The 17,892-nt window shown below is 41.0% G+C and carries 14 protein-coding genes; 12 read left to right on the forward strand and 2 right to left on the reverse strand.

Going from position 1 to position 17,892, the window contains the following annotated elements:
- The first annotated feature begins 119 nt into the window (after positions 1–119).
- The 12 genes from MmiEs2_RS08155 to cmk all read left to right on the forward strand — a co-directional run bounded on the left by MmiEs2_RS08155 (position 120) and on the right by cmk (position 16,179).
- Positions 120–2,849 carry a GLUG motif-containing protein gene (locus MmiEs2_RS08155; RefSeq protein ID WP_316559369.1) on the forward strand — a complete coding sequence of 910 codons (2,730 nt, stop codon included), beginning with the start codon at positions 120–122 and terminating at the stop codon, positions 2,847–2,849.
- A gap of 1,253 nt (positions 2,850–4,102) precedes the next feature.
- Positions 4,103–4,291: a hypothetical protein gene (locus MmiEs2_RS08160; protein ID WP_316559370.1), complete on the forward strand. Its 189-nt coding sequence runs from the start codon at positions 4,103–4,105 to the stop codon at positions 4,289–4,291.
- Between the two features lie 122 nt (positions 4,292–4,413).
- Positions 4,414–6,678 (forward strand): GLUG motif-containing protein, encoded by a 2,265-nt coding sequence (locus tag MmiEs2_RS08165; protein WP_316559371.1) that lies wholly within the window; start codon positions 4,414–4,416, stop codon positions 6,676–6,678.
- 300 nt (positions 6,679–6,978) lie between these two features.
- Positions 6,979–9,822, forward strand: coding sequence for a GLUG motif-containing protein (locus MmiEs2_RS08170; RefSeq protein WP_316559372.1), 2,844 nt, complete (start codon positions 6,979–6,981; stop codon positions 9,820–9,822).
- Positions 9,823–10,185: 363 nt separating this feature from the next.
- On the forward strand, positions 10,186–10,704 hold the full coding sequence (locus MmiEs2_RS08175) for a 50S ribosomal protein L18 (RefSeq protein ID WP_316559373.1): 519 nt from the start codon (positions 10,186–10,188) through the stop codon (positions 10,702–10,704).
- Between the two features lie 5 nt (positions 10,705–10,709).
- Positions 10,710–11,339 carry a 30S ribosomal protein S5 gene (locus MmiEs2_RS08180; protein ID WP_316560249.1) on the forward strand — a complete coding sequence of 210 codons (630 nt, stop codon included), beginning with the start codon at positions 10,710–10,712 and terminating at the stop codon, positions 11,337–11,339.
- A 2-nt stretch (positions 11,340–11,341) separates the two neighbouring features.
- Positions 11,342–11,803, forward strand: coding sequence for a 50S ribosomal protein L30 (locus tag MmiEs2_RS08185; RefSeq protein ID WP_316559374.1), 462 nt, complete (start codon positions 11,342–11,344; stop codon positions 11,801–11,803).
- 19 nt (positions 11,804–11,822) lie between these two features.
- Complete coding sequence (locus MmiEs2_RS08190) at positions 11,823–12,308, forward strand: uL15m family ribosomal protein (protein ID WP_316560250.1); 486 nt, start codon at positions 11,823–11,825, stop codon at positions 12,306–12,308.
- 250 nt (positions 12,309–12,558) lie between these two features.
- Positions 12,559–14,043, forward strand: a complete 1,485-nt coding sequence (gene secY, locus MmiEs2_RS08195; RefSeq protein WP_316559375.1) for a preprotein translocase subunit SecY — start codon at positions 12,559–12,561, stop codon at positions 14,041–14,043.
- Between the two features lie 175 nt (positions 14,044–14,218).
- A complete protein-coding gene (locus MmiEs2_RS08200) occupies positions 14,219–14,866 on the forward strand; it encodes an adenylate kinase (protein ID WP_316559376.1) in 648 nt (215 codons plus the stop codon).
- 74 nt (positions 14,867–14,940) lie between these two features.
- Entirely contained in the window at positions 14,941–15,561 is a 621-nt protein-coding gene (locus MmiEs2_RS08205; protein ID WP_316559377.1) for a DUF106 domain-containing protein, read from the forward strand.
- A 69-nt stretch (positions 15,562–15,630) separates the two neighbouring features.
- Positions 15,631–16,179, forward strand: coding sequence for a (d)CMP kinase (cmk, locus tag MmiEs2_RS08210; protein ID WP_316559378.1), 549 nt, complete (start codon positions 15,631–15,633; stop codon positions 16,177–16,179).
- Positions 16,180–16,219: 40 nt separating this feature from the next.
- On the opposite strand, the gene MmiEs2_RS08215 is transcribed toward cmk, so the two are convergent.
- Together MmiEs2_RS08215 and MmiEs2_RS08220 are read right to left on the reverse strand one after the other, a co-directional pair.
- Positions 16,220–16,576 (reverse strand): hypothetical protein, encoded by a 357-nt coding sequence (locus MmiEs2_RS08215; RefSeq protein ID WP_316559379.1) that lies wholly within the window; start codon positions 16,574–16,576, stop codon positions 16,220–16,222.
- 58 nt (positions 16,577–16,634) lie between these two features.
- Positions 16,635–17,570: a hypothetical protein gene (locus tag MmiEs2_RS08220; RefSeq protein ID WP_316559380.1), complete on the reverse strand. Its 936-nt coding sequence runs from the start codon at positions 17,568–17,570 to the stop codon at positions 16,635–16,637.
- Positions 17,571–17,892: the final 322 nt, after the last annotated feature.

Consider the following 17,892-nt stretch of genomic DNA (forward strand, 5'->3'; position numbering starts at 1 on the left):
CAAAAAGTATTTATTTTTTCCAAATCTTTTTAACGTGCTTACTTTTAATTAACATTCAAAACTATTTACAAAACTTTTCCAATAACATTTTGGTTTAAAAAATTAATGAAGGCTTGGGTATGAAAATTCTAAAATCAATCTCTTTAATTGCAATTCTCTTAATTGCATTCGTATTGATGAGCGGAATCGCTCTCGCCGCTCCGATTGAAATCGGTTCAGCAAGCGATTTGAAACAAATCGGAATTGATGAAACTAATTATCCGTTAGACGGCGATTACATTTTAATAAACGATATTGAAATTACCGATGATACATGGAACTCTATCGGCAATATCAGCAAACCGTTCGTCGGAACTTTTGACGGTCAGGGATATTCCATCACTTTTGCAAGTTCGACGGGAACGACGACTTTTAAGAATTTCGATGGCGGCAGTACTAATTATGACGGTTTCGGTTTATTCGGAACTGTCGGTAAATCTTCCGCAACGGATGTCATTGAATTTAAAAATATCAATGTTGTTCTTGAATCTGATTTGACAAATGAAATCAGCTCAACATATTATTATTGTATCGGATCTTTAATCGGAAATGTTAATGTCAGTTCTCCTAACTATTTCTCAATGAATAGTTGTTCATTAACATCGAATGGCAATTTTGAAATTACAGGTAATTATTCTGTCGGCGGTCTTGTCGGTTATGTTAAAAATGGTGTTTTCGAAGATTGTTCTGTTTCCGGCGATGTTTCCGTGACTGCCGAAAATAATAATGCCGGCGGTCTTGTCGGTTATGTTAGCAACAATGCTGATTTCACTGGTTGTTCTGTTTCGGGCGATGTTTCCGTGATTGCCAAAAATAGGTATGCCGGCGGCTTAGTCGGCTGGTTATCAGGTACAATCACAGATTGCTATTCAACAGCAACAATCAAAGCAATGTCTTACGCAGGTGGTTTAATTGGGTTAGGGTACGCAATTTCTCCATCTGTCTGTGATATTTCATCAAGTTATTTCACAGGAACCGTTTCTCTCGGAAGCGGTGCAGACAGCAGTTCCTATATCGGCGGAATTATCGGTTCTCCTTATGGGACACCAACCGTCACCGATTCATTTTATTCAAGTGATTCTGTTGATGTCGGAACCACAGGCGCAACTCCGACGACATTATTTGGAACATCCGTCTCTTCCGCTGACATGAAGAAAGTCACAACTTATTCAAGCTGGGACATTTCAAATGCGCCCGACGCTTCAAAAACTTGGTACATTCAAGAAGACATCGCTTATCCTCAATTATTTGCATTGAGAAGCAACACAATTCCAATCTCAACGGATGTTGAACTTAAAAAAATCGGTTCCAATGATTATGATACAGCAAATGATTATTGGTACACGATGGACGCTGATTATTATTTAATCGCTGATGTTGAAATTGTTGGCGGCACGTGGGATTCTATCGGTGATGACAGCAATCCGTTCACCGGAACTTTTAATGGCAACGATTTTACAATTACTTTTATGGAAGATACCGATTTTGATTATGAAGATCCTGCCTCCGCAGTCGGCGGTGCAGGTTTATTCGGTGTTTCCAAAAATGCAGTTTTTAAAAATGCTCAGCTTATTGCAAAAGGCAATTTAACCGCGACAGGTTCAACAGGTAATGTTCCGTTCGGCAGTTTAGTCGGGCGAATTAATGACAGTCAGCTTATCGGATGTTCCATTCAAACCGATGGCGATTTCTCCATAACCAAGGATTGGGCTGTCGGCGGATTGGTCGGAAATTCCTGGTACGACTCTGTTTTCGAAGATTGTTCCGCATCCATTTCTGTCATTTCCAATAACGATGCAGCCGGGGGTATCGTCGGTTTTGTGAACTACGGTCTTTCTGAATTTACAAATTGTTCAGTTCTTTCAGATTCAAACGAAATTCAAATCATTGCAAATAGACATGGCGCCGGTGGTCTCGTCGGCAATGTTAATTCCAATGGTATTTTTGATAATTGTTCTGTTTTAGGTGACATTTCGATAGCTTCTAAAGTTGATAATGCAGGCGGTCTTGTCGGCTATGTTTCGGACGGAACTTTTGATAGTTGTTCTGTTTCAGGAAACGGTGCTGGTGCTGTTACGGTGACTGCTGAGGGTGATCGTGCCGGCGGTCTTGTCGGTGATTTTAACGGCAAAATCGAAAACTGCTATTCAACGGCGAATGTTAAAGCGAATAATTATGTCGGTGGTCTTGCCGGACATGTTTGGTATGCTTCATCTGAATTTTCGTCAAGTTATTTCGCGGGAACTGTTTCTTTCAGTGAAGGAACAACAGGCACAGATATCGGAGGAATCGCCGGTTCATATTATTTTGAACCAACCGTCACAGATTGTGTTTATTTAACTCAAACAGAAACTCTCACGACGAATATTGACGGATCTGAAGTTGCTTCTTCAACCGAAATGAAGAAAATTGCAACCTATCTGGCAGACGGCAAAGTTGTTGCCGATTGGGATATTTCCGATAATCTCAATGACGATACTGTTTGGTTTATTGTTGAAGGACAAACCTATCCTCTTTTTACACGTGATTATGTTCCGGCAGATCCCGTGAAACAGGGCGGCGGTTCCGGTTTTGGCGGCGAAAATGTTCGCGTTATTAATTCAACAGCCGAAATTCCGGGTTTAAAAGATGATACGATTCGCGAAACTTCCGACATTCCGAATGTCGTTTCCGATCCGAATGCTGATTCAGGAAATGCTGATGCTTACGGCGAAGAAGAAGGAACCGATTGGACTTTGTACTTGATTCTCGGCCTTGGTTTGATTATTGTCATTGCCGGTGTCGCTTATTATTTGAAGAAAAAGAATTGAATTGTTTTTAAAATGTTCTTGAAAAGACGGGAAACTGTCTTTTCAATCTTTTTTTGTTAAATGAAACATCGTTTTTCTTTCATTTTCATAAAAAACTTGAACTCCGTTTTTTCATTCAAATTTTCTTTTTTTAGAATTTCATCGGGAGTTCGGGTTTGCCGAAAATTTGAAAAAACCGATGTTTCGGTTTTGTTTTCAGTGATACAGTGAACCCCGCTCCAAATTACGAATTTTGGGCGACGCGTAAGCGGCGAACAAAATCGGAATTTGGAGAGGTTTTCAAAGAAAAAGCAAATTTTAAAGAAAATAAATTACTGAATTATATAATCTAAGACAAAACCGTGAGCTGTGTCAGTCTTTTCATTTATTCTTACGGGTGCGAATCTCCATCTCCTCCTTTTGACTCGCTTCGCTCGCAAAACTCGTCGATAGAGGTGGTTGTTCTGTCTTTTCAATCAGTCAATTTCGGAAAAAACGAAACATCGTTTTTCTTTCATTTTTCATAAAAAACTTGAACTCCATTTTTTCATTCAAATTTTCTTTTTTTTAGAGTTTCATCGGGAGTTCGGGTTTGCCAAAAAAATTGAAAAAATCGATGTTTCGGTTTTGTTGTCAGAAATACAGCGAACCCGACTACAAATTTTGGATTTCGGGCGGCGCGAAGCGGCGAACGAAATACAAAATTTGGAGAGGTTTTCAAAGAAAAAGAAAATTTAAAAGAAAACTATATTTGAATTTTAAAAAATTAAATGATGACGACCGATTTGTATTTTCATTGACGTATGGGTGCGAATCTCCATCTCCTCCTTTTGACTCGCTGCGCTCGCAAAACTCGTCGCCGGAGGTGGTTGTTCTGTCTTTTCAATCAGTCATTTTCGGAAAAAAACGAAACATCGTTTTTCTTTAATTTTCATAAAAAACTTGAACTCCTTTTTTCATTCAAATTTTCTTTTTTTAGAGTTTCATCGGGAGTTCGGCTTTGCCGAAAATTCGGGAAAACCGATGTTTCGGTTTTTGTTTTCAGTGATACGGCAAACCCTTATGCAAATCTTCAAATAAAACAAAGTTAGGCGAAACAGTTTAAAATTTCGAATTCTAAATTTTCCGAAAAAGTATTTATCTCATACAATAGTTATATTTCTCATTCGGTTGCTGAATTACATAAAAATTGCAGCATTTTGATTCTTAGATTTTTCATTTTCGCTGCAATTGATTCACAATATTAGCAATTCGTGAGCGTATGGAGTGTTTTTATGGCAAAAATAAAATTCATATTAATGACGGCAGTTCTTTTTACTGCCTTGGTATTGATGAGCGGAACCGCTCTCGCCGCCGGGGAAATTGAAGTTGATCAAGCTTACATTGACAGCTACATTTCACATGGGGGGGGGGGGCGTCGCCTGATGCCGATTTCAAACGGCTGGACGCTCATTACATTTTAATCGAAGATATTGATCTTTCCGGCGTTAATTGGGTTCCAATCGGTGATTCAACAACACCGTTTACCGGAACTTTTGACGGATATCTTTACACAATTTCCGGTTTGACAATTAGTTCATCCGGTGTGTCTGACATTGGTCTTTTCGGTGTCGCACAAGATGCTCATTTTGTAGATATTAATTTGATTGATGTTGATATTATCGGTGGCCGGGGTGTCGGCGGTCTTGTTGGTAATTCGACAGATTGTGTTATTGACAGTTGTTCTGTTTCCGGTGAAGTGACTGGTCAAGGTTTTGTCGGCGGTATCTCAGGTTCTGACTCCGGCTCCGATTTTGTCATCTGTTTCGTACAAGATTCAGTGATTTCAGGAAATCAAGTGATCGGCGGCCTTTTAGGTCTTGGATCTGGTTCTGATTTCGAGTATTGTTTTACCGGCAATGTTTCAGTAATCGCCTCATTGGATGCTGCAGGTGGTCTTGCTGGTAGTTTTGGTAATGGTAACATTATAGATTGTTATTCGACAGCGGATGTTAAATCCGTTGATATTGCCGGCGGTCTTGCCGGCTTATTTTATGATGGTAGTACGTTGTCATCAAGTTATTTCGCAGGAGAAGTTTCATTTGAAAGCGGCGCGACAGCAGCTTCCAAAATCGGCGGAATTTTTGGTAATACTATTGGAACTGCACCAACCATTACTGATTGTATTTATCTGGATACTTCTGTTGACACCGGCACCACAGGTGCAACGCCGACAGCTGCCGGAACATCCAAGACTTCCACTGAAATGAAAGCCGGTGCAACTTATCCGGGTTTTTCGATTTCCGCTTCTCCGAATTATCTGAATACTTGGTATATTTATGAAGGCGTGACTTATCCGCAGCTTTTTTGGTTGAAACGATCCATTCCGATTTCTACCGAAGCTGAACTTGCATCAATCGGATCCGGTATCTACGATCCTGTCGGTGCTCATTATTACAGCATGGATGCAGATTATGTTTTGGTTAATGATATTCCACTCACAGGAACTTGGACTCCGATCGGTGATTCAACAACACCGTTTACCGGAACTCTTGACGGAAAAGGATATGCGATTTCAGATTTGACAATTAATTCTCCGACTGTCGATCAAATTGGTCTTTTCGGAACCGCAGCCGATGCAACTTTTTCAAACATTTCTTTGATTGATGTTGAAATTAAAGGGCAAACCGGTGTTGGCAGTCTTGTTGGTGAAGTTACGAGCGGAGTGGTTAAAATTCAAAATTGTTCCGTTGTCGGGAAAAATGTTACCGGTCAGTCTCAAGTCGGCGGTCTTGTCGGCAGTGTGGAACTTTATGGAGGAGCAGTTAAATTTTACGATTGTTCCGTTTCCTATCTTAATGTGACCGAATCCCCTGCCGGCGGTATTATCGGCGGTATTGTCGGATCCGGCAACAATGCTCCTGTTTTTGAAAATTGCTCCGTTGATCACGTTAAAGTGACAGGTTCCACGTGGGTTGGCGGAATTGCAGGATGGGCTGTCAGTGCTGCCAGTCTTAAAGATTGTTCTGTTTCAGACACCGATGTTACCGGAATTTACTGTGTCGGCGGTTTAGTTGGATTCGGCAACGGCTGTATTCTTAATTTCTGTTCTGTCACTGACGGTTCGGTAACTGCCGGTACTACAGGTACTGCCATTGGCGGTCTTATCGGTTCTTCCTATGGTCCTATAACGAATTGTTATTCAACAACGGATGTTAGCGGGTCTGATATGGTCGGCGGCCTTGTGGGTATGACTTCCGATGCAAGCACTTTTACATCAAGCTACTTCGCAGGAACGGTTACTCTCGACAGCAGTGCAACCGCAAGTTCGGAATTTGGCGGACTTCTCGGCAATTCGAGCGGATCTCCGACTTTCGCAAATTCATACTATTCAAATGAATTCTTGAATGATGGCGGCTCAGGTGCAACACCGACAGCTTACGGAACAGCCGTTTCTTCCGCTGCGATGAAGAAAATCGGAACTTATACCGATTGGAGTATATTCAGCTCGGAAAGTCCGGATTATATTTGGTACATCACAAGCGGCAGTTACCCGAAATTGTCTTCGATTTATGCCGGAATACCCAATTATCTTCCGACGACAACAGGCGGCGGCGGTGGCGGAACCGGTCAGGCGACAGTTGTTAATTCAACACCTGCTTCTGCTTCAGCCCCTGCTTTGGACGAAACAACTGCTCCGGCACCTTCTCAAGCAACGAATGGTTCTGATAACAGTCAAAACAACAATGTTCCCCAAGACAGTTATTCTGATGAAGGCGGTTCCAATCGGACATTGTATATTTTGCTCGCTGCCGGTTTGATTATCGTTGTCGGCTGCGTTGCGTTTTTCTTGTATAAGAAAAGAGTTTAATAAAAAATAAATTAAAAATTGATGAATGAGCTTTTACGCTTATTCATTTTCTTTCTTTTTTAAAAAATTGTTTTTGAATGAGCGGCAGCTTTATTTTTTTGGTATTTCTTTAAAAAACAAATATCTTCTGTTTATTCCAATCTATATTAATTATATTAATCTATTTTATGAAACATTTTATATAAGTGAATATAGTCTTTATTCATCCTCAATTAAATTTTATTTCAATTGATGTTTTATTTACGATTTTAAATTAATTTTTCAATTTATTAAAATTTAGAAAAAGGTATGATTTGATTTATGAGAACTATAAAATCAGTCTCTTTATTTGCAATTCTTTTAATTGCATTCGTATTGATGAGCGGAACCGCAATCGCAGCCGATCCGATTGAAATCGGCTCGGTTGATGATTTGAAAAAGATTGGAAATGATATTGCTTTTCCGTTAGGTGGGGATTATGTTCTGATTAATGATATTATAATTACTGATTCTACATGGAATTCTATCGGCGACCGAAACAATCGGTTTGTCGGAACTTTTGATGGTCAAGGACATTCAATCATTTTTGCAAGTTTGACAGGAACGACAACTCTTAAAAACTTTGACGGTGGCAATAGGGAACCTGATGGTTTTGGTTTATTCGGAACTGTTGGTAATCCTTCTTCCGCTGATAGAATCGAAATTAAAAATGTCAATATTGTTCTTGAATCTAATTTGACAAACGAAGCAAATTCAGTCTATTATAATTGGATTGGATCTTTAGTCGGATATGTTCACGTCAGTTCTCCTGCTAAATTTTTAATGAATAATAGTTCATTGACATCGAACGGCAATTTTGAAATTAAAGGTAAGAATCATGTCGGTGGTCTTATTGGTCACGCCGACTATGGTATTTTTAAAGATTGCTCTGTTTCAGGCGATGTTTCCATAACTGCTGAAAATAATGGCGTTGGTGGGTTTGTTGGTCATGTCAGTGATGGTATTTTTGAAAACTGTTCTGTTTCGGGTGATGTTTCCGTGACCGCTAAAAATCATGCAGGTGGTCTTATTGGCTATGTTCCTACCTATGTTAACTTTACGAAGTGTTTTGTTTCGGGCGATGTTTCCGTGACTGCCGAAAATGATTATGCCGGCGGTCTTGTCGGTTATACTCTTCGTGCTGCTGATTTTACAAATTGTTTTGTTTCGGGTGATGTTTCTGTGACTGCTGAAAACGCTTATGCCGGTGGTTTTATCAGTTATTTTGGGTCTGGTTTAATTAAAGACTGTTATTCGGCGGCTCAAGTTAAAGCTGTAAATGAGTATGCTGGCGGTCTTGTTGGATATGCCGCTGTTGTCGGATATGGCTATTCACCAGTTACGATCAAATCAAGTTATTTCGCAGGGACTGTTGACTCCAGAGATAAGCTCGGGGGAATTCTCGGCGACTATTACTATATTGCTCCAACCGTCACCGATTGTATCTACTTGGATACTTCCGGCTCAGGATTTACAAATTCATTCGGAACACCCGTTTCTTCTGCTAACATGATGAAAATCGAAACCTATGAAACAGGGGGCAGTGTTTCAACAGCTTGGTCGATTTCCAATTCTCCAAATCCTTCTAAAATTTGGTATATTCGAGAAAATCTCGCTTATCCCCAACTATTTGCATTGCGGAGCAACACAATTCCAATTCCATCTGTTGCCGAACTTAAAAAAATCGGTTCCAATGAGTATGATTTTGTGAATGATTATTGGTACACAATGGATGCAGATTACATTTTGGTTGATGATATTGTCATCACCGATGCAAATTGGAGTCCGATCGGCAGTTTATCAAATCCGTTTATTGGGACTTTGGAAGGGAATGGGTTCACGATTTCCGATTTAAAAATTGATTTGCCAAGTAATGAATGTGTAGGTCTTTTTGGAGTTGTGTCTGATGCATCTTTTTCAAATATTTCTTTGATTGATGCTGATGTAAAAGGGAAACTTTATGTCGGTGGTCTGATTGGCAGGGCTAGTAATAATGTTGATTTTATAAATTGTTCCATTTCTGATGATGTTACAGTGGTTGCCGAAGAACGGCATGTCGGCGGTTTTGTCGGACGTGCCTATAATAATATAAGTTTTTCAAACTGTTCTGTTTCAGGCGATGTTTCGGTGAACGGTGTGTATTATGTCGGCAGTTTTACCGGATATGTTAACAACTACGCCGTTTTTTCAAATTGTTCTGTTTCAGATAATGTTTCCCTGTTTTCTGACAACAATATGGTTGGCGGTCTTGCCGGCTATGTTTCGAAAGGCAATTTTTCAAATTGTTCTGTTTCAGATAATGTTTCGGTGATTACCATGTGCGATTATGCTGGCGGATTGGTTGGCTATGCTGATAGTTCTTCTAATTTTGCAAGATGTTCTGTTTCAGACGGTGTTTCCGTGACAGCTGAAAGGGCTGATTCCGGTGGTCTTGCCGGAGGTTTGGCAGGATCTGTTAAAGACTGTTATTCCGCAGCTCAAGTTAAAGCAGGAAATCGTTCCGGCGGTCTTGTCGGAACAGTTACAACATCAACTGAAATCAAATCCAGTTATTTTGCAGGGACTGCTTCTCTGATATCCGGGACAAATTCCGGTGGAATCATCGGCAATTATTTTGGGATACCGATTATCACCGACTGTTTCTACGTAGAAACAGCCGGCACAGGTTTCACGAATTCATTCGGAACGCCGGCCTCCTCCGCTGACATGAAAAAAATCGAAACATATCAAACGCCGAATGTTGTCACAAATTGGGATATTGTTCCGGCTTTTGATACGAATCACGTTTGGTTCATCATTGAAGATCAAACCTATCCTTTGTTGTCTTCAATTGATTTGGCGCCCGGTCCGGGTCCCGGCCCTGCGCCCGGTCCGAATACCGGCGGCGGTTCCGGAACCGGTCAGGCAAAAGTCAACGATTCGACGCCCTCTTCCGCCGGCCCGATTTTAAATGAAAGTCCGGGTCAAGGGTTCACAAACGAAAATTTAAGTTCAAACAACGGCTCTGAAATCATTTATCCTGATGAAGAAGGCGGCTCTGTTCAAATGTCGTATCTTTTGATTCTAATCTTTTTGATTATTATCATCAGCTGCATTGTTTATTTCTGGAATAAAAACCGGGAATAAGAGATTAATTCATGAGTAAACGTTTTTCGCGTTTATTCATTTTCTTTTTTATTTTTAATCAAAATATTCAGATTCCGTTTTATTTCATTTCAATTCCATTTTGGTTTGCCGGGTTTTTCAACAGAAACCTTATATATCTCAAACCTGTATTACAATTTCTTTCACAGGACATCTTTTGTAGTTCAATTCATTGAACATTTATGCACTGTGAATGTCTGTTTCGTTAAGCGATTAACGGGCAGCGGATTACGTTTCATTGGATTGTTTCGATTTGTTTCAAATTGTTTTCAATTTTATGCGCTTAATTCATTTACTTAATATTTTAAATTTAAATTAATAAATAAAATAGTTGAGGAGCTAGTTATGGCAACAGGACCAAGATATAAGGTTCCCATGAGAAGAAGAAGAGAGGGTCGTACAAACTACCACTCCCGTCTCGCACTCCTTCTCTCCAAAGAGGACCGCGTTGTCGTGCGCAAAAGCACACGCAATGTTCAGATACAGCTTATAGCCCCAACACCGATCGGCGATGTCACATACTCTTCTGCCATCTCAACCGAACTCGGTAAATACGGCTACACCGGACCGACAGGAAACACAACCGCAGCATACTTAACCGGTTTGCTTTTCGGACTCAGAACCCTTAAAAACGGTTATGAATACGGCGTTTTGGACATCGGACTTCACACATCCACACCCGGATCACGCATCTACGCCGCCTTAAAAGGCATCGTTGACGCAGGCTTTGAAATCCCCCACGACGAATCCATTTTCCCGTCCGACGAACGCATTCGCGGAGAAATCGCGGCAGAATACAACGGCTCTGACTTGCCGGCACAGTTCGACGCAGCAGTCGAAAAAATCAAAGCGGAGTTCAAGTGAGAAACATGGCTTACAATGAAGAAGAATGGGTCCCGAAGACAAGACTCGGAAAGCTTGTCGCAGACGGACAAATCACAACAATGGAAGACGCTCTCAAATCCCGTTTCCCCTTAAGAGAACCCCAAATCGTGGATATCCTCTTGCCGGGACTCGAAGATGAAGTTCTTGACATTAATATGGTTCAGAGAATGACTGACTCCGGCAGACGTGTTAAATTCAGAGCAACCGTCATTGTCGGAAACGGCGACGGTTACGTCGGCATCGGTCAGGGTAAAGATGTTCAGGTCGGAAACGCCATTAAAAAGGCAATCGACGCAGCAAAATTAAACATCACACGCATCGGCCGCGGCTGCGGTTCATGGGAATGCGCTTGCGGAAAAGAGCACACCGTGCCCTTCGAAGTGACCGGCAAAGTCGGCAGCGTTGTTGTGACATTAGTTCCGGCCCCCAGAGGTCTCGGTCTTGCTGCCGGTAACACCGCCAGAAAAGTGCTTGAAAAAGCAGGCATTAAAGACGTTTGGACACAAACATTCGGAACCACCAGAACCACACTCAACTTTGCCAAAGCGACATTTGAAGCTTTGAACAATGTGAATACCATGCGCATGCCCAAGAAAGGCAACGGAGGTATCTGATTATGTACGCAGTTATCAGAGTCAGAGGATCAGTCGCAGTCAGAGAATCCATTGCGGACACCCTTAAAATGCTCCGTCTCCACAAAGTGAATCACTGCGTTTTCCTTCCGGAAAATGATGTTTACAAAGGCATGATCCAAAAATCTAAAGACTATATCGCATACGGTACAGTCGATGCGGAAGCTGTTGCGGAAATTCTTGAAACCCGTGGCAGACTTGAAGGCGGCGAACGTTTAACCGACGCATATATCGCGGAAACGACACCCTACAAAACAATCAAAGAATTTGCTGAAGCATTCGTCGAAGGCAAAATCGCGATTAAGGATGTTCCCGCAATGAAGCCGGTTTTCAGACTTCACCCCCCGAGAAAAGGACACGCAGGTTTGAAGAGAACCGTTCAGCAGGGCGGCGTTCTCGGTAACCACGGCGAAGACATTGCAGTGCTTTTGCACAAAATGAGATAAGGTGGTTTTCATGGGACACATCAGAACTAAGAAATACAGAGGAACACGCACCTGCGGCGGCGGAACTCACAAGAACAGAAGAGGTGCCGGTAACCGCGGCGGCCGCGGACATGCGGGAGGCAATGCCCACCACTTTATCCGTGCCATGCGCGAAGGTTACAGACCCGGTTACATCTACAAAGGATTTTCAAGACCGGCAGTCGTTGACACTCCGGTTTTCATCGTCAACGTCGGTGAATTGGACGAACTCGTTCCCTTCCTTTTTGAGAACGAAGCGGACTACATCACAAAAGACGGCGACAAATTCATTGTTGATCTTTACAGCATCGGAATCGACAAAGTTCTCGGCAGCGGCCGCGTGACCAAAGCAATGGTCGTTAAGGCTGAAATGTTCTCCGCATCTGCACGCTCCAAGATTGAAGCAGCAGGCGGCGAATGTGTCGAAGTCGGCGACGAATTCGATGAATTTGAAGAAGACGACTCGGAAGAAGAAGCAGAAGAGTAAGCATTTCGCTTCTCTTTTTTTCTTTATTTTTTAAAGTCAATTAATGCCGAATATAAACATTCGCATCTTCAAAATACAAAAATATATTAATACTATTAATCGCTATCATTTTCAGTTCATCATGCTTATTTTGATGATTTTATTCATATTTATTTATCTTTCACAATTTCAATAATTACTAAATGTATTCCGAAAACAGGAATGCGGCAATGGGATGCCGCGATGTTTTCGTGAAAGTCAGGTGTTAACAATGAGTTTCAGGAGTGTAATGGAGCCTATCTTTGCAAGGTTACCCGCTGTCGCCAGACCTGAAAAACAAGTGTTGTTCAAAAATAAAATTATGTGGACGCTTGCAATTCTCGCGCTCTACTTTATTTTATCGAACATTCCCTTGTTTGGTATGTCGGCCGAATCGATCGATTTATTTGCGCACTATCGCGCGTTCTTCGCAGGCGCGACCGGATCATTAATCGTTCTCGGTATTGGTCCGATTGTGACGGCATCCATTATTCTGCAGCTTTTAGTCGGCGGTGACATTATTCATTTGGATTTGTCCGACCCGCGCGACCAGTCTTATTTCCAAGGCGCTCAAAAGTTCCTTGTCTTCTTTATGATTATTCTTGAGACGCTTCCCCAGCTTTTCGGCTACATCAAACCTGACGCCGGATTGGCTACTTCCCTTGGTGTTGAAACTTGGGTCGTTACATTATTCCTGTTCATTCAGATTTGTATCGGCGGCGTTCTTATTATGTATATGGATGAAGTCGTTTCCAAATGGGGTGTCGGCTCCGGTATCAGTTTGTTCATCGTTGCCGGTGTTTCTCAGTCCATCGTTACCGGTTTAATCAACTGGCTTCCGGATTCCACCGGATATTCCATCGGTATTATTCCGCGCTGGATTCAACACATTTCACGCGGCGACCTCAGCTTAATGTTTTCATCGGCCGATAATATTCTGAATTACGTCTTAATCGGCGGCGGCATTTTGGCGCTTATCGCGACCGTTATCATCTTTGCCGTTGTCGTTTACGTCGAAAGTGTCAGAATTGAAATCCCGCTCTCCCACACTTCCGTTCGCGGCGCGCGCGGTAAATTCCCGGTCAAATTGATTTACGCATCCGTTTTGCCGATGATTTTGGTTCGCGCTCTCCAGGCAAACATCCAGTTGGTCGGTGTTTTGCTTGCCGGCAGAGGCATTACGTTCCTCGGTGAATATTCCGGCGCAACGCCTGTCAACGGTATTATGTATTATTTATCTGCAATCAACAGCCCGCAGGACTGGATTCCGTCTTACGTTGAAGCGAATTACGCGGCAATGGGCTTTGCAGCTCCCGAAATCTGGCAGATTTTGCTTCACGTCGGTGTTGACGCATTCTTATTGGTTGCCGGCGGTATCATTTTCGCTCTCTTCTGGATTGAAACAACCGGAATGGGTGCCAAGCAGACTGCGAAAAAGATTTACAATTCCGGTATGCAAGTTCCCGGTTTCAGAAACAACATTGCATCTATTGAAAAATACATGCAGCGGTACATCCCGAAAGTTACCATTATCGGCGGCGCGTTCATCGGTCTTTTGACTTTGTTCGCCAGTTTGCTTGGTACAATCGGCGGCGCCGGCGGAACAGGTCTTTTGCTGACGGTCAGTATTGTCTACCGCTTGTACGAGGATCTCGCATCCGAACAGCTGATGGAAATGCATCCGATGCTTCGGTCGTTCCTCGGAAAAGAAGATTAAAATTTCAAAACCAAGACTTGAACAAAATTTGTTCAAGTCTTTTTTTTTGCGTTTTTCATTACGGTTTCGTTATGGAATCCTTTTTATAACAAAAATGATAATTTCCTTTACTTCTGATTACACAGATTTTTAAACCATTTCTGATATTTTCAGGTTTTACATTTTAGGTGATTCTATGGATATTATTTTATTCGGTCCGCCCGGTGCCGGTAAAGGCACTCAGGCTCAAAAACTTTCTCAAAAATACGGCATTCCTCAAATTTCAACCGGCGACATCCTTCGCGCGAATGTGAAAGACGGAACGCCGCTCGGTTTGGAAGCAAAGAAATACATGGACGCAGGCGAACTCGTTCCCGATGATGTTTTAATCGGCATCATTAAAGACAGGCTTCTTCAGCCCGACTGCGCCAACGGATTTTTGCTTGACGGCTACCCGAGAACGGTTCCTCAGGCTGACGCGCTTACCGGAATTTTAGATGAAATCAACAAACCGATTGATGTCGTCATTAACATTGTCGTTCCGAACGACATTTTGGTCGAGCGCTTGTCCGGCAGATGGATGTCCGGCTGCGGCGCCAGCTACCACACCGTCTTCAACCCGCCGAAAGCGGAAGGCATCTGCGACACCTGCGGCGACAAATTGTTCCAAAGACCGGATGACACATCCGAAGCGGTCTCAAACCGTTTGGACGTTTACCAAAACCAAACCGCTCCTTTGATCGGTTATTACAATGAAAAAGGATTGCTCAAAGACATCGACGGCACAAGAGACATTGACGTCGTTTTTGCCGATATTGACAAAATCGTGGCATCTTTTAAATAAAAGGATTGTTTTTTCAATCCTATCATTATTTTACAATTCATTTTTACAATTTATCAAGTACAGGTCGGATTATTTTGGATACGCAAAAAGTCAGAGAATGGGCCAATAAAATCGTTTTGGGCCTCGGTTTAATCCTTTTTATCGGCATTATGATTCCGAGCGTCCGCGATCTCATCGGCAAAGGCATGGATGTTCTCATGTCTCCGATTGTTTCAATTGTCGGCGATCAGAATTTCTTTTTAATTTTATCGGCAATGGCAATCATTACAGCCATTTATTCGTCTCTCATTCAGAAATACGTGGTTGACCAGTCTAAAATGATTGAGTTCCAGGAAAGAATGAAGATTTTCCAAAAAGAGATGAAAGAAGCTCAGGAAACTCAAAACACTTACATGCTCAAGCGCCTCGAAGAACAGCAGGCCGAAATCATGCAGGAACAGATGACGATGATGAAAGACCAGTTTAAGCCGATGCTTTACATCGTTTTGGTCTCCATTCCGTTTTTGATGTGGGCTTATTACTACATCGGAAGCCACGAAGCCGCGACAATGATTTTCCCGTTCTGGGGCGAACAGCTGCTCAGCGGACGTGTGTTCTATTTGTTCACGTACTGGCTCTTTTGGTACTTCTTGTCCTCCTTGGCTTTCAGCCAGGTGCTCAGAAAATTCCTGAACATTCGCGCCGCCGGCGTGTAATGTTCTTTTTTTCTTTTTATTTTTAAATCTCATGGATTCATATTTTCTTTTTAAATTCAGGTGCATGATATGATTATTACAATCAGCGGACTTCCGGGAACAGGCACGACAACGGCATCAAAGCTTTTGCAGGAAAAAACCGGCATGGAATTCATCTCCTCCGGTGAAATCTTTCGAAGCATTGCCGCGGATCTCGGCTTATCTCTTGCCGATTTCGGAAAACTTGCCGAGTTGGATGTGACTTACGATCGGCAAATTGATGACCGTCAAAAAGAGCTTTCCAAAACAAAAGACAATTTGATTTTGGAAGGACGCCTCGCCGGCCACATGTCGCTTGAAGTTCCGCCGAGCAAGAAAATCCTGCGCGTGCTTCTCAAAGCGCCGCTTGAAACCCGCGTTCGAAGAATTATGAATCGCGAAGGATCCAATTCGTCTTTTAAATTTGAACTGGAACAAACAAAAACAAGGGAAGAATCCGAACGCGTTCGTTACGATATGTATTACGGAATTGACATCGCGGATTTGATGCTTTATGATTTGGTGATTGATTCTTCGAAGTTTGATCCGGAGACGATTGTTGATTTGATTTTGAGAGCTGCTAAAAAAGTTGATGAATGAAGTTTAATTTGCTTCATCTTTTTCATCTGTTATTTTTTGATTATTGCTGATGCAGTGTATTTGCAATAACTCTTTTCAAAACAGGAATCATTCCTCCAAATATGATGCTTATGATCAATATTATAATGAATGGTACACCGTTTGCTTTTAAATAATATGAAAAAACAAACACGATTGGGATGAATATTATGAACAATATTACATCTTTTATCTTTTCTTTTGGATTTTTGATAATGGATATGCATTCATCTAACATCTTTTTTAAAATCGGTCCCATCCCTCCAAATACGATGCAAAAAATAAGTATCATAATGTCCGGCATTCCTTTTATCGCTAAATAAAACGAAAAAATGGCTCCTGTTAAAATGTATAATATGAATAAGATTTTGTTTGTCATTTTTCGGCTCTTTGAATTGATTAGAACAAAAAAAGTGATGAATGAATATTAATTTGCCTTAATCCTTTTCATCTATTAAATGAATCGGAATAAAATCAAATTCATTTTGCTTTAATTCATCGATGAGGACTGAACGCGCTTTTTTTGAAACGATCCAGTATTTTGTCGGTGGTGTGAATGCATATCCTTCTGAACCAAATGTTTCCAAAGTTTGATTGAAGTCTAATGTTTCCGATAATACTTTTTTATCGTAATATATCTCGGTATTTATGACAATTTTTGATGCATGTATCCACTGTTCATATACCATTTTCGTTTCATCAGAAACTTTTGGCATTATATGAGTTGTTATGATTTGTAAATAATTATTATTTACAGAACCATTGGTATTTTGAATCGGTCTGGTTTTAAAACCTGTTAAATTAAAATCATTCAAAATCTGCAAAATTTCTTTGCTGACGACAATTTCTCCATTAAATGTATAAGCAAAATCAATACCTTTTAATTCCCTTTCATCAATGATTAAATCCGTTTTTTGAACTCCAAATACTAAATCTCCTTTTATCCGAGTCGGATACTCAAATTTTGTTCCATATAATTTACCTCCAAAATTACGGTATTGGTGAATCGGTAAGTAAATAAACAGATCCGTTTTATCAAGATTTTCTTTTGTTTCTTTTTGTCCAATTACATATTTGTCAGTGGTAATTATAATTATGATGTTTGAAATAATGGGCAGGGTCAAACCGATATATGGAGTAAATGTGCTGACAATTAATTCTATTAAATCAGTCGGAACTAACAGGATAATTAGTATGTATAAACCCAAAGAAAGTCCAAAACACACTCCCGAAAAAATCGGAACTGTGAGTATTAGGCGAACTGGAAACTGATTATATTTTTTACTGAATACAACAAAGAAATTTTCTTTCTGTGCATAATAAATTCCCGATATAAGTGTGATTAATAATCCAAAGGTTAAAAACAAATCCATTATTAATCTCCTCTCATTTTTGAATCATTTGATTCTTTTTCCATTTCTTTAAACACAATATTGTGGAATAATCGCCAAGCTAAGGTGACAAAAACAGATGATATAATTAAACATACGCCGTTAAAGTATTCCGAGGTCAATATGTCAATATTTGAGGTGAAACTCAAAATTAAGAAAGTAATTATTTTAATTAATACCCAACACACCAGAAGCAGATATGGTATGTACAAAATGCTCATTACTATGTCTGTAATAAATCGTGAGAATGAACTGTTTTTAATTTTAATGTAAAAAACCTTACAATTTTCGGCATATTCGATCC

The organism is Methanimicrococcus stummii (genome assembly GCF_032594435.1).
GTDB lineage: Archaea > Halobacteriota > Methanosarcinia > Methanosarcinales > Methanosarcinaceae > Methanimicrococcus > Methanimicrococcus stummii.

Coding starts and splice junctions, on each gene's coding strand:
- MmiEs2_RS08175 (WP_316559373.1), top strand. CDS start 10,186: ATGGCAACAGGACCAAGATATAAGGTTCCCATGAGAAGAAGAAGAGAG.
- MmiEs2_RS08160 (WP_316559370.1), top strand. CDS start 4,103: ATGGCAAAAATAAAATTCATATTAATGACGGCAGTTCTTTTTACTGCC.
- MmiEs2_RS08200 (WP_316559376.1), top strand. CDS start 14,219: ATGGATATTATTTTATTCGGTCCGCCCGGTGCCGGTAAAGGCACTCAG.
- cmk (WP_316559378.1), top strand. CDS start 15,631: ATGATTATTACAATCAGCGGACTTCCGGGAACAGGCACGACAACGGCA.
- MmiEs2_RS08180 (WP_316560249.1), top strand. CDS start 10,710: ATGGCTTACAATGAAGAAGAATGGGTCCCGAAGACAAGACTCGGAAAG.
- secY (WP_316559375.1), top strand. CDS start 12,559: ATGAGTTTCAGGAGTGTAATGGAGCCTATCTTTGCAAGGTTACCCGCT.
- MmiEs2_RS08220 (WP_316559380.1), bottom strand. CDS start 17,570: ATGGATTTGTTTTTAACCTTTGGATTATTAATCACACTTATATCGGGA.
- MmiEs2_RS08170 (WP_316559372.1), top strand. CDS start 6,979: ATGAGAACTATAAAATCAGTCTCTTTATTTGCAATTCTTTTAATTGCA.
- MmiEs2_RS08215 (WP_316559379.1), bottom strand. CDS start 16,576: ATGACAAACAAAATCTTATTCATATTATACATTTTAACAGGAGCCATT.
- MmiEs2_RS08185 (WP_316559374.1), top strand. CDS start 11,342: ATGTACGCAGTTATCAGAGTCAGAGGATCAGTCGCAGTCAGAGAATCC.
- MmiEs2_RS08155 (WP_316559369.1), top strand. CDS start 120: ATGAAAATTCTAAAATCAATCTCTTTAATTGCAATTCTCTTAATTGCA.